The sequence below is a fragment of the Pseudomonas bharatica CSV86 genome, assembly GCF_000319305.2.
In the GTDB taxonomy this organism is placed as follows: Bacteria; Pseudomonadota; Gammaproteobacteria; order Pseudomonadales; family Pseudomonadaceae; genus Aquipseudomonas; species Aquipseudomonas bharatica.
In genome coordinates this window covers 1,205,921-1,231,049 of the sequence record NZ_AMWJ02000001.1, presented here as the reverse complement: position 1 = coordinate 1,231,049, position 25,129 = coordinate 1,205,921, and the positions used below count along the sequence as shown (strand labels likewise).

General features: G+C 55.0%; 26 protein-coding genes and 3 pseudogenes. 17 read left to right on the top strand and 12 right to left on the bottom strand.

Annotation, left to right across the window (positions count from 1 at the left end; genetic code table 11):
* Window positions 1-2: 2 nt before the first annotated feature.
* Together CSV86_RS05460 and CSV86_RS05455 are read left to right on the top strand one after the other, a co-directional pair.
* Window positions 3-1,280 (top strand): ISL3 family transposase, encoded by a 1,278-nt coding sequence (locus tag CSV86_RS05460; RefSeq protein WP_000610830.1) that lies wholly within the window; start codon window positions 3-5, stop codon window positions 1,278-1,280.
* Between the two features lie 225 nt (window positions 1,281-1,505).
* A complete protein-coding gene (locus tag CSV86_RS05455) occupies window positions 1,506-1,865 on the top strand; it encodes a hypothetical protein (RefSeq protein ID WP_170394437.1) in 360 nt (119 codons plus the stop codon).
* A gap of 1 nt (window position 1,866) precedes the next feature.
* Here CSV86_RS05455 and CSV86_RS05450 read toward each other — a convergent pair whose 3' ends face one another.
* Window positions 1,867-2,292: a hypothetical protein gene (locus CSV86_RS05450; protein ID WP_170394434.1), complete on the bottom strand. Its 426-nt coding sequence runs from the start codon at window positions 2,290-2,292 to the stop codon at window positions 1,867-1,869.
* An 86-nt stretch (window positions 2,293-2,378) separates the two neighbouring features.
* On the opposite strand from CSV86_RS05450, the gene CSV86_RS05445 reads away from it, so the two are divergent.
* Window positions 2,379-2,693: a helix-turn-helix domain-containing protein gene (locus CSV86_RS05445; protein WP_009395867.1), complete on the top strand. Its 315-nt coding sequence runs from the start codon at window positions 2,379-2,381 to the stop codon at window positions 2,691-2,693.
* A gap of 152 nt (window positions 2,694-2,845) precedes the next feature.
* Entirely contained in the window at window positions 2,846-3,205 is a 360-nt protein-coding gene (locus tag CSV86_RS05440; protein ID WP_037058984.1) for a histone-like nucleoid-structuring protein, MvaT/MvaU family, read from the top strand.
* A 549-nt stretch (window positions 3,206-3,754) separates the two neighbouring features.
* Here CSV86_RS05440 and CSV86_RS05435 read toward each other — a convergent pair.
* Complete coding sequence (locus CSV86_RS05435) at window positions 3,755-4,951, bottom strand: IS256 family transposase (RefSeq protein WP_009395869.1); 1,197 nt, start codon at window positions 4,949-4,951, stop codon at window positions 3,755-3,757.
* A gap of 195 nt (window positions 4,952-5,146) precedes the next feature.
* On the opposite strand from CSV86_RS05435, the gene CSV86_RS05430 reads away from it, so the two are divergent.
* A complete protein-coding gene (locus CSV86_RS05430) occupies window positions 5,147-5,446 on the top strand; it encodes a hypothetical protein (protein WP_240160383.1) in 300 nt (99 codons plus the stop codon).
* Between the two features lie 175 nt (window positions 5,447-5,621).
* On the opposite strand, the pseudogene CSV86_RS31705 reads toward CSV86_RS05430, so the two are convergent.
* A pseudogene (locus CSV86_RS31705) lies at window positions 5,622-5,885 on the bottom strand (hypothetical protein).
* Window positions 5,886-6,101: 216 nt separating this feature from the next.
* Between CSV86_RS31705 and CSV86_RS05425 the strand changes: the two are divergent.
* Together CSV86_RS05425 and CSV86_RS31700 are read left to right on the top strand one after the other, a co-directional pair.
* A complete protein-coding gene (locus tag CSV86_RS05425; protein WP_080604715.1) occupies window positions 6,102-6,311 on the top strand; it encodes a hypothetical protein in 210 nt (69 codons plus the stop codon).
* 14 nt (window positions 6,312-6,325) lie between these two features.
* Window positions 6,326-6,532 (top strand): hypothetical protein, encoded by a 207-nt coding sequence (locus tag CSV86_RS31700; RefSeq protein ID WP_009395894.1) that lies wholly within the window; start codon window positions 6,326-6,328, stop codon window positions 6,530-6,532.
* Window positions 6,533-6,668: 136 nt separating this feature from the next.
* On the opposite strand, the gene CSV86_RS32675 is transcribed toward CSV86_RS31700, so the two are convergent.
* Both CSV86_RS32675 and CSV86_RS05420 read right to left on the bottom strand, forming a co-directional pair.
* Window positions 6,669-6,797 carry a hypothetical protein gene (locus CSV86_RS32675; RefSeq protein WP_003253468.1) on the bottom strand — a complete coding sequence of 43 codons (129 nt, stop codon included), beginning with the start codon at window positions 6,795-6,797 and terminating at the stop codon, window positions 6,669-6,671.
* A gap of 122 nt (window positions 6,798-6,919) precedes the next feature.
* Complete coding sequence (locus CSV86_RS05420; protein WP_009395893.1) at window positions 6,920-8,617, bottom strand: phosphoethanolamine transferase; 1,698 nt, start codon at window positions 8,615-8,617, stop codon at window positions 6,920-6,922.
* A gap of 489 nt (window positions 8,618-9,106) precedes the next feature.
* On the opposite strand from CSV86_RS05420, the gene CSV86_RS05415 reads away from it, so the two are divergent.
* From CSV86_RS05415 to CSV86_RS05405, 3 genes are all read left to right on the top strand, one after another.
* Entirely contained in the window at window positions 9,107-9,445 is a 339-nt protein-coding gene (locus tag CSV86_RS05415) for a zinc ribbon domain-containing protein (protein WP_080604714.1), read from the top strand.
* Window positions 9,446-9,499: 54 nt separating this feature from the next.
* Window positions 9,500-10,405 carry a cation diffusion facilitator family transporter gene (locus CSV86_RS05410; RefSeq protein ID WP_037059009.1) on the top strand — a complete coding sequence of 302 codons (906 nt, stop codon included), beginning with the start codon at window positions 9,500-9,502 and terminating at the stop codon, window positions 10,403-10,405.
* 158 nt (window positions 10,406-10,563) lie between these two features.
* Window positions 10,564-10,914 carry a DUF3147 family protein gene (locus CSV86_RS05405; RefSeq protein ID WP_009395891.1) on the top strand — a complete coding sequence of 117 codons (351 nt, stop codon included), beginning with the start codon at window positions 10,564-10,566 and terminating at the stop codon, window positions 10,912-10,914.
* A 32-nt stretch (window positions 10,915-10,946) separates the two neighbouring features.
* Here the strand turns inward: CSV86_RS05405 and CSV86_RS05400 are convergent, their stop codons facing one another.
* The gene (locus tag CSV86_RS05400) at window positions 10,947-11,273 is read right to left on the bottom strand and encodes a DUF2790 domain-containing protein (RefSeq protein WP_009395890.1); all 327 of its coding nucleotides are present in this window, start codon (window positions 11,271-11,273) and stop codon (window positions 10,947-10,949) included.
* Between the two features lie 689 nt (window positions 11,274-11,962).
* On the opposite strand from CSV86_RS05400, the gene CSV86_RS05395 reads away from it, so the two are divergent.
* Window positions 11,963-12,637 carry a heavy metal response regulator transcription factor gene (locus CSV86_RS05395; protein WP_009395889.1) on the top strand — a complete coding sequence of 225 codons (675 nt, stop codon included), beginning with the start codon at window positions 11,963-11,965 and terminating at the stop codon, window positions 12,635-12,637.
* Window positions 12,634-14,051: pseudogene (locus CSV86_RS05390) on the top strand (heavy metal sensor histidine kinase). Before CSV86_RS05395 ends, CSV86_RS05390 begins: the two are co-directional and overlap by 4 nt.
* A gap of 57 nt (window positions 14,052-14,108) precedes the next feature.
* Here the strand turns inward: CSV86_RS05390 and CSV86_RS05385 are convergent.
* Entirely contained in the window at window positions 14,109-14,696 is a 588-nt protein-coding gene (locus CSV86_RS05385; RefSeq protein ID WP_009395887.1) for a hypothetical protein, read from the bottom strand.
* A gap of 266 nt (window positions 14,697-14,962) precedes the next feature.
* Here CSV86_RS05385 and CSV86_RS05380 point away from each other — a divergent pair, with 266 nt between their 5' ends.
* Complete coding sequence (locus CSV86_RS05380; RefSeq protein WP_009395886.1) at window positions 14,963-15,184, top strand: hypothetical protein; 222 nt, start codon at window positions 14,963-14,965, stop codon at window positions 15,182-15,184.
* A gap of 82 nt (window positions 15,185-15,266) precedes the next feature.
* Here the strand turns inward: CSV86_RS05380 and CSV86_RS05375 are convergent.
* The 3 genes and pseudogenes from CSV86_RS05375 to CSV86_RS05365 form a co-directional block, all read right to left on the bottom strand.
* Window positions 15,267-16,720 (bottom strand): annotated as a pseudogene (locus CSV86_RS05375) (ArnT family glycosyltransferase).
* The gene (locus CSV86_RS05370; RefSeq protein ID WP_010951445.1) at window positions 16,714-17,697 is read right to left on the bottom strand and encodes a glycosyltransferase family 2 protein; all 984 of its coding nucleotides are present in this window, start codon (window positions 17,695-17,697) and stop codon (window positions 16,714-16,716) included. The pseudogene CSV86_RS05375 and the gene CSV86_RS05370 overlap by 7 nt, the downstream one beginning before the upstream one ends.
* The gene (locus CSV86_RS05365; protein ID WP_009395902.1) at window positions 17,663-18,082 is read right to left on the bottom strand and encodes a GtrA family protein; all 420 of its coding nucleotides are present in this window, start codon (window positions 18,080-18,082) and stop codon (window positions 17,663-17,665) included. Before CSV86_RS05365 ends, CSV86_RS05370 begins: the two co-directional genes overlap by 35 nt.
* Before the next feature lie 256 nt (window positions 18,083-18,338).
* Here CSV86_RS05365 and CSV86_RS05360 point away from each other — a divergent pair, with 256 nt between their 5' ends.
* The 4 genes from CSV86_RS05360 (at window position 18,339) to CSV86_RS05345 (ending at window position 22,501) form a co-directional block, all read left to right on the top strand.
* Complete coding sequence (locus CSV86_RS05360; RefSeq protein WP_009395903.1) at window positions 18,339-19,307, top strand: LysR substrate-binding domain-containing protein; 969 nt, start codon at window positions 18,339-18,341, stop codon at window positions 19,305-19,307.
* A gap of 210 nt (window positions 19,308-19,517) precedes the next feature.
* On the top strand, window positions 19,518-20,825 hold the full coding sequence (locus CSV86_RS05355; RefSeq protein WP_009395904.1) for an OprO/OprP family phosphate-selective porin: 1,308 nt from the start codon (window positions 19,518-19,520) through the stop codon (window positions 20,823-20,825).
* 532 nt (window positions 20,826-21,357) lie between these two features.
* Window positions 21,358-22,149 (top strand): hypothetical protein, encoded by a 792-nt coding sequence (locus CSV86_RS05350; protein ID WP_240160382.1) that lies wholly within the window; start codon window positions 21,358-21,360, stop codon window positions 22,147-22,149.
* A 127-nt stretch (window positions 22,150-22,276) separates the two neighbouring features.
* A complete protein-coding gene (locus CSV86_RS05345) occupies window positions 22,277-22,501 on the top strand; it encodes a hypothetical protein (RefSeq protein WP_009395909.1) in 225 nt (74 codons plus the stop codon).
* 92 nt (window positions 22,502-22,593) lie between these two features.
* Here CSV86_RS05345 and CSV86_RS05340 read toward each other — a convergent pair whose 3' ends face one another.
* Together CSV86_RS05340 and CSV86_RS05335 are read right to left on the bottom strand one after the other, a co-directional pair.
* Window positions 22,594-24,591, bottom strand: coding sequence for a heavy metal translocating P-type ATPase (locus tag CSV86_RS05340; protein WP_009395911.1), 1,998 nt, complete (start codon window positions 24,589-24,591; stop codon window positions 22,594-22,596).
* Between the two features lie 201 nt (window positions 24,592-24,792).
* Window positions 24,793-25,116 (bottom strand): DUF2790 domain-containing protein, encoded by a 324-nt coding sequence (locus CSV86_RS05335; RefSeq protein WP_003253432.1) that lies wholly within the window; start codon window positions 25,114-25,116, stop codon window positions 24,793-24,795.
* Window positions 25,117-25,129 lie beyond the last annotated feature (13 nt).

Below are 25,129 nucleotides of genomic sequence, written 5' to 3'. Positions count from 1 at the left end.
AGATGATTAATTCGTTAAGCCTTCCTGGGTACCAGTTGGTGGATTCTGATGAGCAGAATGAAGACATACATTTTCGGCTTGAAGCACCTACACCAGTAGCCTGCGAGGGGTGCGGCGTGCAGGGTGAGTTCGTGCGGTTCGGCAAGCGTGACGTTCCCTATCGTGATCTGCCCATCCACGGCAAGCGGGTCACTCTCTGGGTGGTCCGCCGCCGATACACCTGCCGGGCCTGCAAGACAACATTCAGGCCCCAGCTACCGGAGATGGTGGACGGATTCCGTATGACACTGCGGCTGCATGAGTACGTGGAGAAGGAATCCTTCAACCACCCCTACACCTTTGTGGCGGCACAGACCGGCCTGGACGAGAAGACGGTGCGCGACATCTTCAACGCCCGCGCCGAGTTCCTGGGGCGCTGGCACCGCTTCGAGACGCCCCGCATCCTGGGCATTGACGAGCTATACCTGAACAAGCGCTACCGCTGCATTCTGACCAACATTGAGGAGCGAACCCTGCTCGACCTGCTGGCCACCCGCCGCCAGGACGTGGTGACCAACTACCTGATGAAGCTGAAAGACCGGCAGAAGGTCGAGATCGTCAGCATGGACATGTGGAACCCCTACCGGGCAGCGGTCAAGGCTGTGCTGCCCCAGGCCCGTATCGTGGTCGATAAGTTCCATGTGGTGCGCATGGCCAACGATGCCCTAGAGAGAGTGCGCAAGGGCCTCAGAAAGGAGCTGAAACCGTCCCAGAGCCGGACTCTCAAGGGAGACCGGAAAATCCTGCTGAAACGCGCTCACGAAGTCTCAGACCGGGAGCGCCTCATCATGGAGACCTGGACAGGCGCGTTCCCGCAACTGCTGGCCGCCTACGAGCACAAGGAGCGCTTCTACGGCATCTGGGACGCCACCACACGGCTCCAGGCAGAAGCCGCCCTGGACGAGTGGATAGCCACCATCCCGAAGGGCCAAAAGGAAGTCTGGAGCGATCTGGTCAGGGCAGTGGGAAACTGGCGCGAAGAGACCATGACCTACTTCGAGACGGACATGCCCGTCACCAACGCTTACACGGAGTCCATCAACCGACTGGCCAAGGACAAGAACCGTGAAGGGCGCGGTTACTCCTTCGAGGTGATGCGGGCACGAATGCTCTACACCACGAAGCACAAGAAGAAGGCACCGACTGCGAAGGTCTCTCCTTTCTACAAGAAAACCATCGGTTACGGACTGCCGGACTTCGCAGAGGAACTCAACTACGGAGTCGATCTATCAACCATCTGATAATGGTATCAGGTTGGTGGGGTAAAGGTGCCCCATCAACCATTAAATCCGTATACCCAAAATTTTGAAGGCGATTTTTGACAACCAAACTGCCATCACGTCTAGTATTGAGGCTGAACTTGATAATACTCATACTTTCGATCAGCACGTTCTGTTTGTGATGGAAATGGTTACAAGCTGCAAAACGGCCTTAGAAGCTTACTCAAAACCTAAGAAGGCTTCATCATGAAACAGCAAAAAAAATGGAAGGACAACGTGCGGTCCATTCTCGCCGAATATGAGGCCGGACGGGGTCAGGGACCGCTCACCCAAAATGGCCTTGCCCAGCAAGCGGGTGTAAGCCGTCAAACACTCTGGAGAGATGAGGAAATTCGATCTTTATATACGGCCACTCAGACCCATCTTAAAGATTTCAAAAAGGTCGGGCGTAAAAATAGTAATGCGAGAATTTATGCTCTCGAAGCACAGCTACAAAAAGCACAGATAGAGAACAATCGGTTAATTCAGACGATCGTCAAAGCCGCTCAGCTAATGACCGAGGATGCAATTGACCCGAGACGATACTTCGAAGATGCCACGGGCTGACTTACCCGCTATCCTCGACTGTAAAGCTCCTTGCAGAAGCCATACTGACGGCACTCGGAGCTATTAGGCTGGTAATACCGATGGCCGCCTTGAATGGTGTAACACCTGTACAAGCGATCATCGCTTTCATGAATGGCCTCCAATGCTCCATCGTCCACCCGCCGCTACCGTTCATCCACCCGGGAGTAACAATCTGAAGGGACAACTCAACGGCACCGTCCAGGGTTAACCGCGTGAACTGCTCCAGCCCCCGCATGTCCTCCAGAAAGAAGACCTCCACACACGTGTCCTCTCCCCGCTCCCTCGTCACCGTGATGTGAATCCATGGCGATGACAGCCGCTGTTCCACGAAATGCCAAGCCTGCTGATCCTCAGCCAGCCAGGCGTAGGAGCGATCTACCTCTGCCCATCGGTTGGTGATAAACATCATGACTCCCTCTCAAATGAACAGCATACATTGTAGTCATATACTGTTCATGGGCGCCTCATCTTTCCTTTTGCGGAAGATGCAAAGTGGAATTGAGACAGGCATTCGGTCGGGTTCTGAAGTGGATGAGAGTCAAGCAAAAGCTGACCCAAGAAGACTTCGCGACAGTGAGCAGTCGTACCTACATCAGCACGCTGGAAAGGGGACGATACGTCCCGACGATCGAAAAAATGGACACCATCGCACCAGTGCTGGGAATTCATCCAATCACGCTACTAGTGGGGAGCTATGCCCTTAAGGAGAACCGATCAGTGGCAGAGTTACTCGCTCAAATCACCCAAGAAGCTGAACGCATGGACCTTGCAACGGCGTTCCCGGACACACGCAAAACACCGCACTAGAGCTGATCACGAACGGCTAAAGGCGCGAAGCAATGGTCCTAGCGCCATTAGGGACACTGGATTTTGCATTGTAGGACTGGCCACGCCTCAAGATACTTAGCACGCTTTCTATCTTGATTGCTAAAATGGCAGACTACTTCTTGGAGAATCTCATGTCCCGTCTCGCTGAATTTCGCCTTCTCGAACAACAGCTCGCCGCGCAGCTCGCCGAGCTGGAAGCACTGAAAAATGATTCCGCCCTGAAGCAGGAAATGGAATTCGAAACGAAGCTCCGGAGCCTGCTCAACGAGTACGGCTACAGCCTGCGTCACGTAATCCAAATTCTTGATCCGCAGTCTGTAGATTCCGGATCTATTGCACAAAAACCTGCACGGAAAGCACGTGTAGTGAAAACCTACAAGAACCCGCATAGCGGAGAAATCGTTCAGGCGAAGGGAGGTAACCAGCGCATGCTGAAGGCCTGGAAGGCAGAGTACGGCGCTGAGGTAGTTGAATCCTGGTTGACCACCTGATAACGCTGTAGGCAGCTTGTGGCACGAAAGTAATCGTGGATCGCCCCGAATGCGAATTCCCATTCTGGGGTGGGACATTTTTTCTGTAGGTGGTGGTGACTCACCATTTATGCGCATTGAGTGGCGGTCCACTTCAAAAGCGGACGTTCCAAAATGCGCAATGCTCTCGTCACAATCTCAGTTAACATCATCGCAAGCCTCCTGACTGCACTCGTGCTTCACTGGATCACTCCTCCTGCTCCCGACGTAGCCATACGATCAACCGCGGGCTCAAGCTTCGTATCCGATAGCGCATCTTAGCTGCGTGAGCCGTCTTCAAAAGCATGTAGCCGAATTACCAAACAGGCCTATGTCAGGATCGGGTTGGCTGCCACCGGTGAAAACCCATAGATCTCTTCCCTCGCGCGAAGTCTTCATCCGCTACAACCTGCACGACTGACTCAGTGTTCGGGACACCGATGATGCTGAATGAATGGCTATCGGCCTATCCTTGATCGTGTCCCGGGAAGTGGTGTAACTCATCATGGCTCTGGCCACTGAGTTTGCCGTTTAGTTGATCACGGCCGACAGCTTGGCCTGTGGATTATCGCTGACTGCTTCAAAGGCCTCCAACTGCATGTAACGTCGTTGCAGGCACCACTCGTCGTTCTGCTCCAGCAGCATTGCGCCTACCAGACGCGTGATGGCCGGATCGTTGGGAAAAATCCCTACAACATCGGTGCGGCGTTTGATCTCGGCGTTGAGCCGTTCGAGTGGGTTGGTGCTGTGCAACTGCTGGCGGTGTGCCTTTGGAAATGCCATGTGCGCCAATACTTCATCCTCACAGCCATCCATGAGCGTCGCGATCTTGGGATATTTTTCGCGCAGCTGATCAGCGACCAAACGCCATTGCTGATGGCATTCGGCACGGCTGTCTTGGGCGAAAACCGTACGTAGCAGCGCCGCGACCATGGTGCGCTGACCTTTGCCGACGTGGGCCATGGCGTTTCGCATGAAGTGCACGCGACAGCGTTGCCAGGTTGCATTGAAGACCTTGGAAACGGCCGCCTTCAGACCTTCGTGGGCGTCGGAGATGACCAGTTTCACGCCCCGCAATCCACGTCGCATGAGGCTACGCAGGAAGTCTGTCCAGAACGGCTCGGCCTCCGATGGCCCAACCCGCATGCCCAGGACTTCGCGGCCACCGTCAGTGTTCACGGCCACGGCGATTATTACGGCGACCGAGACGATGCGCCCGGCCTCCCGCACCTTGACGTAGGTGGCATCAATCCAGAGATAGGGCCAGTCACCTTCAAGCGGGCGATCAAGGAACGCGTGAACGCGTTCATCGATCTCGCCTGCCAACCGTGACACCTGGCTTTTGGAAATGCCGATCATGCCCATGGCCTTCACCAGCTCGTCGACCGAGCGTGTAGAAACGCCTTGGATGTAGGCCTCCTGAATGACCGCCGCCATGGCCTTCTCGGCGGTGCGTCGAGGTTCGAGGAAGCCAGGAAAGTAGCTGCCTTGGCGCAGCTTGGGGATCTTCAGGTCGACGTCGCCGGCGCGGGTCTGCCACAGGCGGTCACGGTAGCCATTGCGGCTGTTTGTCCGGTCGGGGCTTTTGACATCGAAGCCGGCACCGCACAGGCCTTCGACATCGAACTCCATCATGCGCTGGGCAACGAACTGGATCATTTGCTTGAGCAGATCAGCATCTGCCCCTTTCTCAACCAACTCGGTCAATGCGATAGTGGGCTTGGTCATCGTGGTTTCTCTGGTGAAGGTTAAGTCCGCAAACTCAACGTTAGCCAAGAACCACGATGACCATCCTCTTTCGCCCGCAGGGCGCCTTCGGCTGGTTCAGTTACACCACTTCCCGGGACACGATCCTATCCTTCAGCAGCGGGGTTGGACCTTACCAGCGCGACGCTTCGCAATTTGCCATGGATCTTTGCTTACATGTCGGACGCCACCCGCCTGTTTGGCCAGAAGGTCAGTGGAAATGCTGAGCTGGTGAAAGCTATTGCCTCAGGGGTTCCGGGGGCGGAAATCAGCAGCGCTGGTCGGCTGGAATCGAAGAAGGTGCCCGGTCCGAAGGCGCCATATTTTGATCTCAAGATGAGCTTCATCAGCCATCGAATCGTCAAAGACAGTGAACTGTACGGGTTGGTTGAAAGCATGGAGTATGTGGTGTCACAGCCTCGTAGAGGTCAGCTTGAGCACATTCACAAGGAAGTCATCAAATTCGATTCGGCTTAGTTCGAATCCCTTATCCGGATGCCGGTTGATCATCCCTATCGTAGAATGGATAGAGTGAAGATTGCTCAGGAGGAACTGGGCGATCTGCTGGAGCTGCCTCAAGCCTGAGAGCGCCTGCATGTAAACCACTTTTTTTCACTGTAAACCACAGTGGTTTACAGTGAAAAAAAGTGGTTTACAACGTAGCTACAACACGCGTCCTGGCCACTCCCCAGGCCAGCGCGCTCGTCATTGATTCGTTCGGCCGGGTGTCGAACACCTCCTCATGCAGAGCGGTTCACGAAGGCGCGTACACACCGATAAACAGCTGCGTTGCGCCTGTCCGCGAAAGCCTTACCTGCACGTCGAGATAAGAACCGTTATTCAGGATCTCCTCGTGGGCCCGGTGATGAAGCGTAGGATCTGCCCAGTTCCAATAAACATCTCCGCGCAAACGCATGCAGCCCCCCTCAGCCACTGACGGATAGCCATGGATTCCAAGCTAGCCAACGCGAGGCAGCAATCAAGCCGATCAAAGCTGTTTGTGAGTCGCGCCTGACAAGTGGCCACCTTGGGAGATTTCGAATAGCGTCAATGAGCCCATAAGGTGCTGCTGCGGGGCTTCCGACGCCGCAGTGTCCTATAATTCATCGTCAGCTGAATGGAGCAAATTGTTGTGAAGCGCACATTCATTGGAATGGCCGCGGCTGGTGAGCCACTGATGAGGCAAGCACTTGAAGCTATCCGACGGGCCCACGAAGCGGAGGCTGCTGGATTACCAGATCTTGAAGTACAGCGTCTTCACCTATTGGCAGATTCGCTGTACCAGGCTGTCATTGATTATCAGCTTCTCAAAGCAGGTAAACCACCGTCGACTATCCAGTGAGGACCTGCCGCCACATGACGAAAAAAATGCCAGCTCTTCTCCCCGACCACCCCATGTATATCGACGCAGTGGATGCGATGAAGCAATACCACGAGGCGCGGGCTTCTGGCTCATCTGCCGAAGAGGTTGAGCGCCTGCGTCTAATCGCAGAATCACAGTTTCGGGCTGTCAGCGAGTACCAACTCAAAGCTCTAGGATCTCAGTTTCGTCGTCCGCACTGAAGATCACGAAGGTAGCTTCATAATCCATCAAGCCAAGCGGAAGACTCACAACGCGGTCCGATTGATCAGCGAAATGGTCGGGAGGATTTGCACACAGCTCAAACAAAAAAGCAGCTCCCAAGAGCTGCTTTTTTTCTTACTCCCCCTTTTTGTGCTTGTGGGGTTTCAGGTCCGGATGGTCCTTCTGCTTTTCAGGGGTGACTCGCTGCCTTTTGTCCGGAGTGCCATCTTCGTTGGTGCGCTTTGGGCCTGGCTTGATGCTCATGCAAAACTTCCTTTTCCGCTTGGGTTGTTGAATGCAGCTATGTAATTAGTCCAGCTTCTCTCAGCTGTCAAAGCAGGCTGGTGCAGAACCGCCTGGCCGATGATCCGGTCCACATCGAACATTCAGAGGCCAGAATAAGAGCCTCCGCCCAAGGGCTTGCAAGGGGCTGTGAAATCCAACGCTGAGCGATACGAGGACGTCTGGACGTTCATCATGCCGAGCACGGTGTGGAACAGGTTGTCGTGGCTCAGCGGTGCCGTGGTTTGAGCTTTCAAACAACCCACATTGACCTTTTCGCTCTTCGCGAGCGAGTCAGACATCCAAAGCACCAATGGCACCTTTGTTTGCTCGTCCGGAGCCATCGCGTAAGGCAGCCCATGCAGATAGAGTCCACCCTCCCCCAGCGATTCGCCGTGGTCCGAGACGTACATCAGCGCAGTGTCGAACTTGGTGTTGGCCGCCAGGATATCGATGAGATTTGCAGTCACATAATCGGTGTAGAGGATTGAGTTGTCGTAGGCATTGACCACCTCCTCCTGCTTACATTTGTCGAGCTCGTTGGTCTCGCACACCGGTACGAATTTCTTGAATTGCGAGGGGTAGCGCTTGTAGTAGGCCGGGCCGTGACTGCCTTTGTAGTGGAGCACCAGGACAGCATCGCCTTCCTGGCGCTTGATGAAGTCTTGCATCTCCGTGAGCAGCACCCCGTCCTTACACTCCTCGCTGGTGCACAGTTGGGAATCCGCGTGAGAGGCAGCCTTGTGGTTGGGAACCCTGTCGCAGACCCCTTTGCACCCCGAGTTGTTGTCAGTCCACATGACACTAATGCCAGCGCGTTGAAGCACGTCGAGCAGCCCTTCTCGGCTCTTGGCCAAGCCATCTTTGTACTGGGCCTTACCCACGTCCAGGAACATGCATGGCAGCGAGGCCGCGGTAGCGGTACCGCAGGAGCTCACGTTCGTGAAGCTGATGACATTTCGCTTTTCTAGTTCCGGATTCGTTTCACGGGAGTAGCCGTTGAGGGAGAAGTTGGCGGAGCGAGCGGTCTCTCCTACTGCCAGTACCAGCAGCCTGGGTTTACGAGCCGCACCCTGTCGATTAACTACCGCATCAGTACCAATGGCCGTCAGCGTTTTAGGTGTAGCCAGCTGTCGCTTCAGGTACCCATGGCCAGCCGCAAACAAGTTGGTAGGTACCAGGATCAGCCGGATCTCCCGATTGTTGCGCAGCAAGGAGGCATACGACTGGTACTGACTCAACGCGATGCCAGATAAGGTCAACAGAGCGAGCGACAGAGCAATGAACCTGCTGACCAAAGCTTTGGCCCAAGGCTTGCGCCGGAGGGGAACCCGGGCGATCAGGTAGACGGGCAACACCCCAACCATTGCGACCCAAAGACCGAGCTTCCAATTCAGCAGCTCGGTTGCCTCAGCGACGTCGGTCTCCACAACGTTGGTGAACATTGTGTAATCGACCACGATGCCGTAGGCATTCATGAAGTAACTCGCGAAAGACGCGCTGATCAGTACCAGACACAGCAAGGGTTTGGCCAGCCGCCCCCATGACAGCAAGCTCAGAACGGTAAACACCCATGCGAATACTATGACTGGGAGGCTGGCCGCTAGCAGCAAGTTCACTTCATCGGTTTTGAATACCAGCTTCCAGAGCACGTTCCAGAGCTCAGCGTTCGCGAATAGCAGTAACCAAAAAGTCACCAGGCCGATTAGCAAATTAGTACTGATGCCTTTCTGCCGCGCATTGTGAATAGCAAAGATCCATTTGCTTAACAGGGTGTGAACAATGGATTTGGAAGGTGTCATTATCAAACTCTGGAAGCTGCTTATCCATGGCGGTAGCTATGGAGTTAGCGGGAGCTACAAGGCAAGCCGTCGACAGATGCTGAGCGATTGCGCAATGTGCGAAGCGCCAGAGGCCTTAGGCCCCTAGGCGTTGGGGCGCTTAGTATGTGTGAGGCATAGGGATAAAAAGAGAAATTAATCTCGCTGAGCGCATTATTTCTGGCACCTGATAACGACACGATGACCTCGGGATTACAATGCTGACAGAAATTCAATAACTGCTGTTTGGATTGTGATTGATCACGCTATGATCAAAACTAGGGAAACACCACCCACCAAGAACAATACGCCGCTCAGCTATATAAATTTAATTTCATAAACAAAACGGTTTCGTTTTGTCGTAGGCTAATTCTGAACTTTCACTGTAACTTACAAGTCTTTCTCGCGAGCAGAACATTATTTTCAACTTCTGCTCGTTAATATGTCACCCATCAATGAGGGGCGAATACCATGAGCTTTTTCAAAAATATCCTGGGCGGGCACCATGGCCGTGGAAACCACGGTGGAGGCAAGCACCACAGCGGGGGACATGGGGCCGAGCAATATGATCGCCATGGCCGGCAGCAGGGCTGCGACGGCGGCAATCAGGTGTATGACGGCGGGCGCCCTGCCACTCCAGCCCCCATTAAAGATCTGCAGGGCTGCAGGCAGTGCCGGACGGCCAACGATCCGTCAGCACGCTTTTGTCTAAACTGCGGTACACCACTATCGAGTGGTTGCACCGCTTGCGGCTCGTTGCTGAGCGCAGGAGCAAAATTTTGCAGTCAGTGTGGCCAAGCGACGCTCTAACGATAGGCAGACAGGAAGCCCAACGAGACCACAACCCTGCGCAAGGAGAAATACGTGGGTTCAAATCATGACCATGGCAGCGCTGCAGTACGCGAGGGGCATCAGAAGAAGCTAATCATGGCGCTCGCCTTGACTGGCAGCTTCATGATTGCAGAAGTGATCGGTGCGTGGATTACCGGCAGCCTGGCGCTGCTGTCGGACGCATCTCACATGTTCACAGATACTGCCGCCTTGGCGATCTCACTGATTGCACTTCAGATAGCCAAGCGGCCGGCGGATCAGAAAAGAACCTTCGGCTATGCGCGTCTGGAAATTCTGGCTTCGACGTTCAACGCCGTGCTGCTCTTCCTGGTGGCGATGTACATCTTGTATGAGGCCTACCAGCGCCTCTTCATGCCGGCGGAGATCGCTACCGGAGCGATGATGTGGATCGCAATCGCCGGCCTGATCATCAACCTAATTTCGATGCGCCTTCTGGCATCTGCGAGCAACGAAAGCCTCAACGTCAAAGGAGCCTACCTCGAAGTTTGGAGCGACATGCTCGGCTCGCTTGGCGTAATCATCGCGGCACTTATCATCCGCTTCACCGGCTGGACCTGGGTCGACACGATTGTCGCTGTGGCGATCGGCCTTTGGGTTCTGCCGCGGACGTGGCAGTTGCTTCGCGAAAGCCTGGGGATCCTCATGGAGGGTGTCCCGAGGGGGCTCGACGTTACGGCAATCGAGGCCACCATCCTCGGAGTAGATGGCGTGACGGACGTTCATGACTTGCACGTGTGGGCTGTCAGCAGTGGCAGCAACGTGATGACGTCGCACGTAGTGGTTCGGGATTCTGCAGATGGGGACGCTGTGCTGGCGGCCGTTGTGGATGCTGTCAGCGATGCATTCGAAATCCATCACTGCACCATCCAGATCGAGCGGGCAGCTTTCCACGAGAGCGTTCCCTCACCCTCGCACTGACCGATCGGTAAACACCATTCAAACACATCACCCTCTTGGCTGAGGGTGATGTTGCAAAAAAAATGTGGTGAGGGATGGCGTAAACGGCAGGAGCGCTTCGAGAGGGGTTGGTGAATGGCTTCGCCTGCCCTCGTCCACAACCTCCAGAAGGCTCAGCGATGGCCTGGATCATCACGAAGTACCTACTCACTGCCGGTATAGTGATTCTCGTATCAGAGCTGGCGAAACGCAGCGACAAGCTGGGCGGCTTGGTCGCCGCCCTACCCTTGGTCACGGTCTTGACGTTGGTCTGGCTCTATTTGGAGAACCAGAGCATGGAGAAGATCTCCAACCATGCTTGGTACACGTTCTGGTACGTGCTTCCGACCCTGCCGATGTTTATTGCTTTTCCATTGCTGCTACCTAAGCTCGGCTTTTGGCCGACACTGATCAGCAGCATCCTCATCACAATGGCCAGCTTCGGAGGCTTCGCCATACTGCTGCGCCGGTTCGGCATTGAGCTTCTATGATCCGGTGGCCGCAGGGATCATCTTGATGAGTCTTAACGGCTATTAACACACTCGCCCTTCACTAGGTAGCGAACCATGTGCAGTTCGCCTTTCGAGTCTTCGTAGGTCATCATGCTTCTTACATTACCGCAGTACCGCACGCTGGGTGATACATACACCAACTTACCAACGTCCAGGTCCATGCCGTAGGCGTAGTCTTCTAGTTGAGGCATGGGCTTTTTTACGCGTTGAGCATAATCCGCAGTAGCCTCCCTAGCAGAACGCTCGATGCGTTGATTGATCTCCATACCGCTTTGGGCATTGGCTGTTAGTGATGTAAAGAGCATAAACACGGCGATCGCTGATACAGTAGTGTTCATAAGAAGTCCCTTAATAAAAAAGCGCCCGTAGGGGGGCGCTAAAATTCACCTACCAAAGGAGCGTATGGTTTACAGGTGAATGCACTGGCGCGAACAACTGCTCGATGCTCTTGCCAAGCTGCTTTGAAATGAGACAATTTCCAAAGCAGCGATGCCTCTTCCGCTGCCCTTAAACTAGCAAAGGAGGCTAACATCAAGATGATCGCGCAATTACAATTTGGACATGTAATAGATTGTAAGATAATTATTCGAGAGAATATCGAGCCGCCACATGAACTAATTTGCAGAAAGGCGCTGCGGTTTGCGGCCGTGCATGGGGTCTGCCTGCGTGGCGCCCTCGATCCAAGGCCAGTACCAGTCCTTGCAAGCTAACGACCGAAATGCTGCCTGCCCTGGCCGATTCCACCTGCCAGGCGAATCTGTCATACACCGCCGCAGGCCCCAGAATCCGCTATGCTTAGGGGTGGAGCCTGCATGACTGTCAGAAATCTTGCGGCTACATTACAAATTTGTAGGATTTCGCCGCGGCCAGCTTCTTCGCGTTAAGATTCAAGCGTCCTCAGGTGACCCGGCGTATGGACAGAGGTAGCGACTACCACATGCCATACCCTCAGCCAAACTTTCGAACAGCCTGCAACCATAATCTTGGCGGATTAGTCCAACTCCTTCCTCACACCTTGAGATAAGTTATGCGCGTTCTAGTTGTGGAAGACGAAATTAAAACTGCCGAATATCTTCAGCAGGGCCTATCCGAAAGCGGGTATGTCGTAGATATCGTGCACAACGGTGTAGATGCTCTGCATTTGTTCAACACTAATGTCTATTCGTTGGTCCTCCTGGACGTGAACCTCCCGGATATCGACGGCTGGGACCTGCTGGAAACCATCCGTAAGACCAGCCGGGTCCGCATCATCATGCTGACCGCCCGCGGACGCATCAATGACAAGCTCAAGGGCTTGGACGGCGGCGCGGATGACTACCTTGTGAAGCCATTCGAATTCCCTGAGCTGCTTGCTCGCATCCGTTCGCTGCAACGCCGTGGTGATGAGTTAGTCGAGAAGAGCTCGCTGAAAATTGCCGACCTGGAACTCGACTCCGTCCGCCATCGCGTCTTCCGCGGTGGCACACGCATCGATCTCACCACCAAGGAATTTGCGCTTCTGCACCTGCTCATGAGCCGAACGGGCGAAGCGCTGACTCGCTCTCAGATCATCTCGTTGGTCTGGGATATGAATTTCGATTGCGACACCAATGTCATCGATGTAGCCATCCGGCGCTTGCGCTCGAAGATCGATGACCCGTTTGAAACCAAGCTCATTCACACGCTTCGTGGCGTTGGGTACGTTTTTGAGGAACGCGCATGAGGCCATTCAGCCTGGCTGCAAAGCTGGGGTTAAAAGTTGGGTTGATGAGCGCAGCGTTGCTGCTTCTGTTCGCCACCTTTGGCTATCTGATGGTAGGCAAGGCTCTGGAAAGAAATGCCAGAGCAGACCTGGAAGTAAAGATGGCGGGGATGGCTCACAACCTGTCCACCATCCCGGACATCTCCGGCGTCAACGCGGATGCGCATCAGCTTGTCGATTTGGTCATGGGCCACAACAACCTGTATGTGAGCATATTCGATACCTCACAGAATCAGACTCCCCTGCTCTCGATTGGCTCGAAACAGGTCAATCTGGAGGTGCACAAGTTTCAGCCGGCGGCCCAGCCCAAAGAGCACGAATGGCGTGATACGCAGGACCGTCCTCTGCTGAGTGCTTCTCGAATCATGCGTTTAGGCGATGGAACAGAGGTCAGCGTTTATATGACCATGGACCAGTCATCCAGTGAGGCGCTGCTCGATGCGTTGCTGACCTGGGCCTTGATGATGTCCCCCGTCATCCTCGCACTGATCTTGGCCATTGGCTGGTGGACTGTGCGCAGAGGCCTGCTACCACTTACCAAGTTCCTCAAGATCGCCTCGAAGATCTCAACCGAGAGCCTCGACCATCGCCTTCCAACTGATGGGATGCCGGCAGAACTGAAAATGCTCGCCGACGGCATCAACATCATGCTGGCTCGCCTGGATGATGGGGTTCAGCAGCTCTCGCAGTTTTCTGACGACCTTGCTCACGAACTTCGAGCACCGCTTTCCAACCTGATGGGCAAGGCCCAGGTTGCCTTGACCAGAGAACGATCGCTTTCCGAGTACAGGGAGGTTCTGGAGTCGTGCACAGAAGAGCTGGACCGCATGAGCCGCATGGTTTCCGACATGCTGTTCTTGGCCCAGGTCAGTCATCCAGCATCCATGGTGGAGTTCGAACCCGTGTCCCTGGTCGACGAGGTTCAGCGCGTGTGCGACCTCTTCAGCATTTCGGCAGAGGAAGGTGAGATCCAGCTGCAGATCTCTGGCAGTGATGATGTGGTACGCGGGAACCGTCTGATGGTTCAGCGGGCTGTCTCGAACCTCGTGTCAAATGCGATTCGCTACTGCCCCGCGGCCGCACCGTCTACGTGAAGGTGCAGCATAGTGCGAGCGGTACGACGTTGAGTGTCGGTAACCCCGGCCGCGGTATTGCCAAGGAACACCACGCGCACTTGTTTGAGCGTTTTTACCGCGTGGACAAGAGCCGAGCACGGAGTGAAGGCGGTACCGGTCTTGGCTTGGCCATTGTGCAGTCGATCATGAGCCTGCACCAAGGGTCGGCGAGCGTGGAGGTGACCGAAGAAAACTTCACCTGGTTCCACCTTCACTTTCCCGCAGCCCAGCAAATGCAGCCGGCAATGACCGCCGCTTAAATTGCGCAGACACGATTAGGCCCGTCAATCGACGGGCCTTTTGTTTGCCTCAATGCATCAGTGCCGAAGGACCACAGGGTCCATGGGCGACCGCAGAATCACCGATTTGATGATCTTCTGTTCGTCAGGATTGGCGTTCTTCCACAGGTGGGAGAAGTACTGAGCATTCACTTTCTCTTGAGCACTTACGCTGCCGGCGGCATCGATCAGGCGCATGGTCGAGTAGACACAGATCAGCGCCAGAATGAAGAACGCCGTGGCGACCACCATCAGATAACGCTTGGCCAGCACCGGAGCCCGCTTGAGCTCCTGGATAGAGGCATCCGCAGCCTTTGACGCTGCTGTAAGCTCCAAGATCAGTGGCTGGATGGCGGTGTCGACTCCGCGGCATGCAGCTGAATACGCTGAAGCAGCGGCGCGCAAGGCAACCTCTTCCGCGTTCGACCAGGCCTTCTCCGCCTTTCGCACCTCCTCCTGAATCTGCCGGCCGACAGCGTCCACCTGCTCCACCAGTTCGTTCGACCTCTCCAGAACAGCGCTGGAGGTGCGCGTCTGCGAGGTCAGCTCATCGAGCTGGACAGTGAGTTTTTCAGTGCAGCGGCGAAAGTCACCGATAGCAACTGCCCAGGGCTCTATGTCATTCATGGCTATCTCCTAGGGCGGCCAACAACGCCGCGCTGAATTAACGCGCTAGATATCAAAATTGTAATTTAAGAGAAAATTCGAAGTCGCCCTCGACAGTGCCGAGATAGACATGATCCTTCCAGATTTGAAGATTTAACGCATCCTATCTGCAGCCAAAATTACGGAATTGTAATTATTGACTCACCTTGTCGTTAGCTTCGCGTTCCTAAACTACAAACCAACAAAGGCCGCTAATCAGGCAGGCCTAGTATGAACCGAGGTTCACAATGAAATTTGTCAAATCTATCGCTATTGGCAGCCTGCTGCTGGGTCTCATGGGTACCGCTTACGCTGAAGGCGGCTTCGAGCGAGCGAAACAGTTCAACGAGAACTTCCGAACCGAACAGGCTCGCCTATGGAGCGATGACTCTGCGGACCAGAACAAACAACAAGTCGCTCAAGAGCAAAAGAAAGAAAGCAAGGATGGTAAGGAACAAGCCGACAATTAATCGGCGGTTAAATAGGACTTCAAATGACGAAAGTAATCGACAAAAAAGCCAGGGTAAAACCTGGCTTTTTTGTGCATGGAATTTAGCCTTCGTTCTTGCGAGGCGTTCCCACATTGCTTTCTCCAGCCAGACCCTCGGCACCTTGTTCGATGCGTTTCCAATGGCACAGCAGGAGCTGGCTAGCGTTCGCTTCCGTGATCGCTGTGCAAGCCAGATCAGCAGGCATTCCATCCTTGCTATCTCTCAAGCGCCTGGACAGGTAGAACGAGCCATCCCGCGGCCACTTGGCAGGATCCTTGATGTTCTCGGACTTCCCGCTGCTGTAAAACTCCGACGAGTATGAGCGGCGGCCAGGATAGATCAAGGGAGCGGAATGAGCAGACTGCACATTGAGCCAGGCTTGAACCACATCCCGCTGATTCTGAGGGCGCTCCTCTAGTACCCGGCGTAGATGATGCCCGCACCGATGATTGGCAACACCAATGCGCTCGCAGCGGCAGCCCAGGTGGTCTTCGGGCCAACTTCGCTGACCCGTGCAGACAGCAGCAATGCCCACGCTGGCAGCGCGGGTAGCAGGTAGGTCCACAGAATGTTGCCTGCAAATGTGAAGAAGACCGGTGTCGCCAAGGCCCACAGCCAGAGGTAGGCTTCGAAGCGCTGCATCGATCCACGCTTGCGGATCAACAGTGGTAGAAACAAGGCCCATGGCAGTAGCGACAATCCGAGCTGGATCCAGATGCTGCCGTACGGCTTGGCATGAGCACTACCATAGAGGTCCCCTGCCCAGTTACTGACGACGTAGCGGCTCCAGTGCTCACCAACGAAGAAGTACTCCATGAAGCCGGGCGTTTTCATCTCGGCCGCGACATACCATGGCACGGATATACCGAACATGAGTACAAGGCCGCTAATCCAGGGAAGCCTCAGTACCCGTCCCCATTCCTTGTAGATAACGAACCAGGCGAATGCCGGCGCCCCCATAAGCACCAGGGTCAGCGGCCCTTTGGCAAGCAAGCCCAGCCCGAGACCTGCGAACATCAGGTAGGCATCCGCCTTGCTGGCGCACTTCATCCAACGCCAGAAACCGTAGCTGGCCAGCAGAATCGAGAACGACAAAACAGGGTCAGTCAGCACAACACCGCTGGAGACCAGGCCAAGTGTGGTGCTGGAAAAAATAATGGCAGCCCAGATGCCGGCGTTACGGGAAATCTGCTGCGTGCCGAGTTTGATGATGATGAAACAGCTTGCCAGGTGGAGTAGCCACGCTGGGAAGCGCGCAGCGAACTCGTTAACGCCGAAGACCGTCATGCTCGCGGCCTGGGTCCAGAAGGACAACGGAGGCTTGCCCCAGAACGGTACCCCGTAGTCGAACATGGGCGTGATCCAGTCATTCAACTCGACCATCTTGCGAGCCATTTCAGCGTAACGGGCCTCAGATGTGTCCATCAGCGGGTAGATGCCCAGCCCCACCAAACGCAATAGCAAAATCGAACCCAGGACCCACCACAGCGTCCTCTCGTTCTTCAGGTTCAGCATTTCTTACCCTCGATCGAAGCCATCGAAGGGTGGAGTGACACGGGATCTGCCTTGTTGCTGTGCTTCAGGAAATAGAGAGGCCGGCGCTTCACTTCCGCGAGTGTCACGCCCAGGTACTCCCCCACCATGGCGACACCGACGCACATGAATGAAGCCATTCCGACGATCAGGTGATGGATGTCGAAACTGCCTGCCACAAGCGACGCAAGCATGTAGCAGATGCTGGAGACGAAAAGACCGAAACTGATGAGGCTGAAAATGCGCAGTGGTTTGCGAGAGAAGCTGACGATGCTCTCGATGGCCAGATTGAACAGGCCAGCTGCATTCCATTTGGTGCTCCCGGCATGGCGAACAGTGCGATTGTAGGGCAGTTCGATGGTACGAAAGCCTACCCAGCCGATCATGCCTTTGAGAATCCTGGAGCGTTCATCCAGGGCCCGCAGGGCTGCCAGCGGCGCAGGCCCAATCAATCGGAAATCGCTGACATCGGCCGGCATGTCCACCTTCTCCACCAGGCGCTGCATGACCCAGTAGTAAGCCCGGGCACTCATGCGCTTGAACCACGAATCACCGATTCTCAGGTTGCGCTGCATGTTCACCACGTCGTAGCCGCGTTGCCAGTAGTCCACCATGGCCGCGATGAGCTCTGGTGGATCCTGCAGGTCGACATCAATGAAGATCAGCGCACTGCCACGGGCATGGTCTATCCCGGCGCTCAGTGCAGCCTCTTTGCCGAAGTTGCGACTCAGGGACAGGCAACGTACAGATGACCCATCCTGATAGTGGCGAAGAATGTCGGCCGTCCGGTCATTACTGCCGTCGTCGACATAGAGGATTTCGCAGGAGACGGGTAAGCGCTTCACCACGCGGGTGATTCGCTGGTGGAACTCGGGGATGGTTTCCTCTTCCTGGAAGCAAGGGACCACGATGGTTAACAAGGGATCAGGGCGCTCGGGAAAGCGATGTAATGTCTGCATGATTGAATGTCCAAAAACGATGTGCAATGAATCCAAGTGCAGTGAGGCTTAAGGTCACTACGACTTGGGAGATGAGCGGTGACAGATTCGACTTGATGAGGAACCACATACCCACGCCATTGCCGAAGTTTATGGTTAACGCGACCAGTGCAAACCTGACAGGCTGAAACTTACGAGAGCCATCTGCCACAAAACAGAGCGCCCTATTTCCAATGAAGCTCGCGATTGCGCCAACCATGCCGCCACAGATACTGGCCAGTAACGGAGTAACGAATTCTGTCGTAACCAGCAATAGGAACACCGCATAATGGATTCCCGTTGCTATGAAGCCGATCCCCAGATAACGAATCAGTAAGGTAGTAGGAGGTGGGGTTTGATTTTCCATGCCCAAAGCCTATGGAGGCAAAGGTGAAAAAATAGTGAACTAAATGTAAATGCATAATTAGCCGAATCTATATATGGTAAGTAACAAGCCGGCGCACTAGGCTAGCACGCTACAATATCAGAGGGATTGCCTGAAAATTACGCTTTCGAAATAAAAGCCTTCCGATAACGCATGCATGACCCGTGGATTACAATGTTGACAAGATAAGGAAATACTGGGTGGCATTGAGATAGATTCCCGAATTAAGGGGGGCCTAATGGTTACACAAAATGAAACATATACAAGCAGCGTTGTTCCTTACAGTCCTGACATATTGGATGATTTGCCAATTGATGATCAGCTGGCCGTAGAGTTTTTCGCAACAGCACGTTGTGCCAGTTTCAAACAGGCTGCCCGAGGGCTCAATGTGCCAGTGGTAGGCCTGCGGAAACGCTTGGAGAAACTGGAAGAGCACATTGGTGCTCCCGTGTTTGTCTACAAACACAACAAGCTTGCCCTGACCCGCACAGGCGAGAGGGTCAGCCATTACCTGTGCCAGCTCTTCGGCCCAGACGGCCTTGGCAAGTCCGGTGAAAAGGAAGTCCCCAGGCTTACCATCGCGATCACAGAGCCAGTGCTGAACGACATCGTAAACCGCGATCTAGTCGCCTACGTGCGTGATCATGCCGAAATGCAGCTGGAAATCCATTCAGAATGCACAACGCAGATGCTTTCTGAGTGTGAAGTCGATGTGGGTATCGCTTTGGTGAACCCAGATGATAAAGGCGCGCTTGATCGCCATCCTACGTATAGGTTTGAACGGCTTGGCCGGATTGGGCACGCCCTGTTCATTTCCAGCCGCTATTCAAGAAGCGTCACCCTTCCAGTGGAGAGCTTGGATTTGCACAACTTCATGCTCGTTGTCCCTTGGGATGAAGAGATCTTGGCGGGCTCACGAAAGTGGGCATCGATAATGGCTGAGCATCAGGGCGGTACCACTCGGGTCAAGAGCTACAACCTATCACGAGGCCTTGTCGTTGGCGGTGCGTGTATTGGAGTGCTGCCCGACTACAGCCGAAAACTGGAGAGAAATATCCTACCCGTGCCGGGTTTCCTGGACGACCTGGAGAAGAAAGATGTCTATCTTGTTATCAAAACGAAGCTTGTCCGCAATCCGCAGGTTTTGGAAATTCGAAGATTGATCAAGAAGAGCTTCTTTGATAAGAAGGACTGGCTTGTTCGGTAACAGTTTTGTTAGGTTTCAAACTCCTCCGTTAACACTACAGAAACACAACTGTCATATTCGCTTGCAACCTAGTCAGAGTGCTTAGAACAAAGGCATCTTGTTACAGCAGGTGACAACCGTGGCCTGCTCCCATCTGCAAGATAAATTTAGGCCGGCGCAGGGCGAAATATAACGTCGGCAGCTAAGCACTTAACATACGAGAGGCAAGCAATGATCCGTTCTTCGAACATGCGGGAAAAGCTGTTGGCTGCCGCAATAATAGGCACATTTTCCTCGCAAGCATTCTCCGGAACAGTAACCACTGACGGAGCTGACATCGTTCTGAAGACCAAGGGCGGTCTTGAAGTATCGACTTCTGATAAGGAATTCAGTTTCAAACTGGGCGGCCGAGTTCAGGCCGACTACGGCCGTTTCGATGGTGTCTTCACCAAGAATGGCGATACCGCTGACGCAGGCTACTTCCGTCGCGCCTACCTTGAGCTCGGTGGCGTGCTGTACCGCGACTGGAAGTATCAGCTCAACTACGACCTTTCCCGCAACACGGGCAACGACTCCGACGGCTACTTCGACGAAGCCAGCCTGACCTACACGGGTTTCAAGCCGGTGCAACTGCGCTTTGGCCGTTTCTACACCGACTTCGGTCTTGAGAAAGCCACCAGTTCGAAGTGGACCACCGCCATGGAGCGGAACCTCTCGTACGACCTGGCGGACTGGATCAACGACAACGCCGGCATGGGTGTTCAAGCCACCAGCACCATCGCTGACATGGCTTATGTTTCCGGTAGCGTTTTCAGCGAAACCAATAACAACTCGGATGGCGACAGCACCAAGCGCTACAACGTACGTGGCGTGTTCGCACCGCTGCACAGTGATGGCAACGTCCTGCACGTCGGTGCTCAGTACGCTTACCGCGACCTCAAAAACAGTGCGGTCGATACCCGGATTCGTTCGCGTCTGGGCGTCCGCGGTGTAGATACCAATGGCGGCGGCGATGCCGGCACCAACGGCAACCGCATGCTGTTTGGCGGTGCTGCTGCACAAGATGGCCTGTGGAAGGACGACTCGGTCTGGGGTCTCGAAGGTGCCTGGGCCACCGGCCCGTTCTCGGTTCAAGCGGAATACCTTCGCCGCAAGCTGAAAGCTGACCAGGCCAACAACGACATGAAGGCCTCCGGTTACTACGCCCAGATGGCTTACACCCTGACCGGCGAGCCGCGTATCTACAAGCTCGATGGTGCCAAGTTCGACACTATCAAACCAGAGAACAAGGAACTGGGGGCCTGGGAAGTCTTCTACCGCTTTGACGATATCAAGGTCGAAGACGGCAACCTGGTCACCGCGGCGGACCAATCGAACGAGCGCAAGGCCAAGAGCCACACGGTGGGTGTGAACTGGTACGTCAACGAGGCGGTGAAAGTCAGTGCCAACTACATCAACGTGCGCACCGACAACAACGAGAACACCGTGGGCGACGACAGCGGCAATGCCATCGTGACCCGCCTGCAATACGTCTTCTGATCCCTCTCATCAGTCTGACGTGAGAAAGCCGGAAGCGCTCAACGTGCTTCCGGCTTTCCTGTTTCTGGAGGTGATCAAGCATGGAGCGCCCTCCTCCTACCTGCTTTCGCTTACCGATGACCGCTCTTGCCAAAGCTCGGCGAATCTGGTGTGATTGCCGCGTCGGGCTTTGCATGGTGGCCGTGCAAGCAAATCAAACCTGACTCCTATTCATGATTGAACCTGATTCGACGTCCAGCTTCGCGTCTAACGGCCCTACAAGCGCAGCTACCCCAACGTCGCTCATTAGGGGATAGTCATGTCTGCAAAAAAGCTGCTTCAACCTCTCGCTGCTCAGCTGCACGCCTCGTTCTCGGCTTCTGGCCGCCCGTAATCTCATCTGCACCTCCACCAGCTGTTCCACGCGGCCATCGGCTCCGTTGCACCGCAAGTTGCCATCCAAGACAAGCTGCCAATTCAGGTCTGTCGTGACAACGAGACACGGCAGTACAACCTCTACGCGGCGGTCGAGCGGGCGAAAACGTGCTTAGGATTGACCGATCTTCAAGCAGTCGGTGTGGCTGAAGAAGTCATTGAGGTGCTACGAACTGCGGGAATCGGCGTGAACCAGGTTCGCCTGCTCCTTGACCCCTCCTTCAGCTCGAAGACTCGCAAAAAGGCCTTCAAGGCTCTCTGCAAGAACCTGGATCTGAACGAGCTAGGCGATCGCTTCGTCCCCAAGACTGCCACGTTGGCCATCGCTGCTGGTATTGCGCCGCCTCCCAAAATGTCGTGGAAGGATCGCTTCGCCCTGGCTGCAAATTCCCCCATGCGGGGGCCAAGCGAGCTCATCAGCATGGTCAACCGGGATGAGTGTTATCTGTGGGTATTCCCACCGACTGACCATCATGCGACGGCTCCAGTGACGCATGACCGTTTCTTTGGTGAAAAGACCCACCCGAGCGCAGAAATGGGCATGGGGTTCAGCATCATCGATTCCGGCTGGACCCGCCCCAAGTACCCGCTATCCAGGCAGACACAAGAGACCTTCATCCAGTATTCGCTTTCTGCGCCGATGTGGTCCTGGCGCGCACAAAGTGACACCTGGCGCCTGGGAAACATCCTGCGTTCCAGAATCCTTGACGGGGCTCCTTGGCATAACGAGCCTCTGAGTGACGTGCTTCCGAGCGGCCTTAAATCCCTGCCCCGGATCTATGGGTGCGAAACCTGCCGAACGCTGTTCATTGAGAATCACAGCGACTACCCGGATGTACCCACTCAGTGCCAATGCGGTGAGGCGAGCAGCACGGGTGACCAAAACGAGTCATCTGCTCTCAATAGCTGATTTTCCTTACGGTGGCGGGCTGAGCCCCCCGTTAGGGATTGGCTATGGGAGCGGGATTCGCTCACCCCAAACCTGAAAGCGCCGCCACCTAACCGAGCGATATGAGCTGAATGCTCGCGGAGTAGATATGCAAAAGAGTAAAAACAAACAGGACACCCTGGCGGCGATCAATGCGCTTGTCGAGATTGCGTATGATCAGGGATTTGCGGACGGACACGGAGTCGGCAATCAAGTCGGTTTCGTAGGCGGTGTGATGAGCCTAAAAGCTGCCTTGGCCTGCGGTTTACGGCACGGCTCACCTGAGTGTGGAAAGGCCCTTGAAAGCCTCAAGCGCATCGGCATCGACGCGTGAGAGAAAAGTACGGGTCGTGCGCTGATCGCGCACGACCCATACTTCTACTTCAGGTCATTTCCCTGCTTAGCTTCATGATTGAAGCTCAGGGATCAGGTGCTTCTGCGGTAGGCCAACAGGCGCAAGGCGTTGAAGACGACCAACAGTGTGGAGCCCTCATGGATCGCAACAGCGGCACCAATGCTCAAGCCCATGATGGTGGACGGAACCAGGATGGCCACAATCCCCAAGCTGACGAACAGATTCTGGCGGATGATCGATCGCGTGTGACGGCTCAGCCCCACCGCAAATGGGAGTTGCCTGATGTCGTCAGCCATAAGCGCGATATCAGCCGTTTCCAGGGCAACATCAGATCCAGCAGCCCCCATTGCGATACCAACGCTCGAACTGGCCATGGCAGGGGCATCATTGACGCCGTCACCCACCATGGCCACCTTGGCGCTAAGGCGCAGGTTTTTGATGGCCTTGACCTTGTCTTCCGGCATCAGGTCTCCCCACGCTTCATCTAAGCCAACTTGTTTGGCTACAGCCTCTGCAACGCGGTTGTGGTCTCCAGAAATCATGACCATGCGTTCGATGCCCATCTCTCTAAGCTTCTGGAGTGCCTCTTTGGCCCCCTCCCGGGATGTGTCCAATAGCCCGATAGCGCCCAGATCCTTGTCAGCACGCCGTACCACCATGGTGGTACGGCCTGACTGACGTAGACGCTCCGCAGCCTCCAGGGCTGCCTTGCTGAGTGCGGGAATACCATTGGTACCGAACATCTCGACCTTGCCAATCCAGACGAACTGCCCATCAAGCTCAGCACGCACGCCGCGGCCAATCATGTTGCTCATGTTCTTGGCTTGAAATCGGCGCCGTGTGCCAATCATCTCTTCACCGTCACGCACAATTGCCGCAGCCAGCGGATGGTCGCTCATCGACTCCACAGCGATGGCGACGTTTAGCAGATCCTCGATCTGCGTGCCGCCTATGGGTATTACATCGGTGATACGTGGGCGCCCTTCGGTCAGGGTACCGGTCTTGTCGAATGCTATGGCATTCAATGATCCAAGCTCTTCAAGTGGCGCACCGCCCTTGATCAGCACGCCACCTCGGGCTGCCCTGGCGATGCCAGAGAGAATGGCGCTTGGTGTAGCGATCGCGAGCGCGCAGGGGCTGGCTGCAACCAGTACGGCCATCGCCCGGTAGAACGAGTCACGGAACGGCTCGTCAAGGAAAATGCCGGCAAATAGCAGCCCGACTACCAGCAGTAAAACCAACGGGACGAATATGCGTTGGAAGCGGTCCGTGAATCGCTGCGTCGGTGACTTCCTGACTTCTGCTTCACTGACCATCTTGATGACCCGCGCCAGGGTACTTTCCGTAGAGCGCCGTGTTACCTCAACCTCGATGAGCGTTTCGCCATTGATGGTGCCGGCGAAGACTTTCGAGCCTGCATCCACTGCATCTGGCTTGCTGCGTGCGAGTTCGGCATCAGCGACAGGTTGCTTGTCCACGGGGACGCTCTCACCAGTCACTGGCGCCTGGTTGATACTTGAGGAGCCTACGACTACAAAACCATCGGCCGGCAGGCGGTCATTGGGGCGCACGATGACAACGTCACCGGGAACCAGCAGCTCCACGGGCATTTCCGCCGTGCCATTTGCTCTGCGTACGATCGCAGTGGCCGGTGCGAGCTTGGACAGTGCCTCAATCGCTTTCTTGGCCCGCCCCATCGCATAGCTTTCAAGGGAATGCCCCAGACTGAACAGGAACAGCAGCAGAGCCCCTTCCGCCCAGGCGCCAATGCTCGCGGCACCGACTGCGGCGAGAAGCATCAGCGAGTCGATCTCGAAGCGTTTCTGACGGATGTTGGTAACCGCTTCCTTAGTAGTGAACCATCCACCGAACACGTAGGCCGACACATACAGAATCAGAGGCAGACGATCAATCAGGCCAAGTTTTCCTGCGAGAGCTCCGGCACCCAGGAGAGCACCACAGATCAGCGCGAAAATCAGCTCTGTGTTCATGCCAAAAATGCCGCCATGCTCATGGCTATGACCTTCATGCCCGGCTTGGTCATCAGGGCGTTCAAGCAAACTCTTCATAACTCGTCCCTTCTGGGGTCAAGGCTTCCAATTGCCCTCTGCAGTTGGGAGCCGTCGCTGTTGGTTAGCTAAGACATATTGCCCGGTTTGCCCGGGCCTAGGCGTTAACATTTCGAAGCTATGGGGCGTCGGGCGTAATAAAAAATGCCAGGCACTGCCTGGCATTTATGAATTCTCTAATTGTTCTGTTCAACTCGTTTACTACTTGTTGTTGATGCATTGCGAATACATCGAGTAACGAACAGTCTTGAGCGTGCCCTGGGAGTCCTCGAAGGTCATCAACCGTGGGTAGACCTGGCAGGTACGGGGGTCCTGCGACTGACGTACGAACTTAGCAACGTCGATCTTCATGCCATATTTGTAATCCTGAATCTCTGGCATTGGCTTGCCATTCTTCTCCGCGTACTTGGCCACTGCGGTCTGGTGTTCCTTGGTGTATTGCAGCTGCTTGCTCTCGGAGAAAGTGTTGGCCTGCGAAGCCACTGAGAAAACAACAAGTGCAGCAGCGATAATTAGCTTTTTCATAAAACCCTCTCAA

What these genes read in the sequence shown, in the direction of transcription:
- CSV86_RS05360 (WP_009395903.1), top strand. Translation starts at nt 18,339, where the DNA reads ATGGTTACACAAAATGAAACATATACAAGCAGCGTTGTTCCTTACAGT.
- CSV86_RS05365 (WP_009395902.1), bottom strand. Translation starts at nt 18,082, where the DNA reads ATGGAAAATCAAACCCCACCTCCTACTACCTTACTGATTCGTTATCTG.
- CSV86_RS05415 (WP_080604714.1), top strand. Translation starts at nt 9,107, where the DNA reads ATGAGCTTTTTCAAAAATATCCTGGGCGGGCACCATGGCCGTGGAAAC.
- CSV86_RS05355 (WP_009395904.1), top strand. Translation starts at nt 19,518, where the DNA reads ATGATCCGTTCTTCGAACATGCGGGAAAAGCTGTTGGCTGCCGCAATA.
- CSV86_RS05400 (WP_009395890.1), bottom strand. Translation starts at nt 11,273, where the DNA reads ATGAACACTACTGTATCAGCGATCGCCGTGTTTATGCTCTTTACATCA.
- CSV86_RS05340 (WP_009395911.1), bottom strand. Translation starts at nt 24,591, where the DNA reads ATGAAGAGTTTGCTTGAACGCCCTGATGACCAAGCCGGGCATGAAGGT.
- CSV86_RS32675 (WP_003253468.1), bottom strand. Translation starts at nt 6,797, where the DNA reads ATGAGCATCAAGCCAGGCCCAAAGCGCACCAACGAAGATGGCACTCCG.
- CSV86_RS05440 (WP_037058984.1), top strand. Translation starts at nt 2,846, where the DNA reads ATGTCCCGTCTCGCTGAATTTCGCCTTCTCGAACAACAGCTCGCCGCG.
- CSV86_RS05345 (WP_009395909.1), top strand. Translation starts at nt 22,277, where the DNA reads ATGCAAAAGAGTAAAAACAAACAGGACACCCTGGCGGCGATCAATGCG.
- CSV86_RS05420 (WP_009395893.1), bottom strand. Translation starts at nt 8,617, where the DNA reads ATGACACCTTCCAAATCCATTGTTCACACCCTGTTAAGCAAATGGATC.
- CSV86_RS05335 (WP_003253432.1), bottom strand. Translation starts at nt 25,116, where the DNA reads ATGAAAAAGCTAATTATCGCTGCTGCACTTGTTGTTTTCTCAGTGGCT.
- CSV86_RS05405 (WP_009395891.1), top strand. Translation starts at nt 10,564, where the DNA reads ATGGCCTGGATCATCACGAAGTACCTACTCACTGCCGGTATAGTGATT.
- CSV86_RS05430 (WP_240160383.1), top strand. Translation starts at nt 5,147, where the DNA reads ATGTCGGACGCCACCCGCCTGTTTGGCCAGAAGGTCAGTGGAAATGCT.
- CSV86_RS05435 (WP_009395869.1), bottom strand. Translation starts at nt 4,951, where the DNA reads ATGACCAAGCCCACTATCGCATTGACCGAGTTGGTTGAGAAAGGGGCA.
- CSV86_RS05455 (WP_170394437.1), top strand. Translation starts at nt 1,506, where the DNA reads ATGAAACAGCAAAAAAAATGGAAGGACAACGTGCGGTCCATTCTCGCC.
- CSV86_RS05395 (WP_009395889.1), top strand. Translation starts at nt 11,963, where the DNA reads ATGCGCGTTCTAGTTGTGGAAGACGAAATTAAAACTGCCGAATATCTT.
- CSV86_RS05380 (WP_009395886.1), top strand. Translation starts at nt 14,963, where the DNA reads ATGAAATTTGTCAAATCTATCGCTATTGGCAGCCTGCTGCTGGGTCTC.
- CSV86_RS05385 (WP_009395887.1), bottom strand. Translation starts at nt 14,696, where the DNA reads ATGAATGACATAGAGCCCTGGGCAGTTGCTATCGGTGACTTTCGCCGC.
- CSV86_RS31700 (WP_009395894.1), top strand. Translation starts at nt 6,326, where the DNA reads ATGACGAAAAAAATGCCAGCTCTTCTCCCCGACCACCCCATGTATATC.
- CSV86_RS05460 (WP_000610830.1), top strand. Translation starts at nt 3, where the DNA reads ATGATTAATTCGTTAAGCCTTCCTGGGTACCAGTTGGTGGATTCTGAT.
- CSV86_RS05370 (WP_010951445.1), bottom strand. Translation starts at nt 17,697, where the DNA reads ATGCAGACATTACATCGCTTTCCCGAGCGCCCTGATCCCTTGTTAACC.
- CSV86_RS05450 (WP_170394434.1), bottom strand. Translation starts at nt 2,292, where the DNA reads ATGTTTATCACCAACCGATGGGCAGAGGTAGATCGCTCCTACGCCTGG.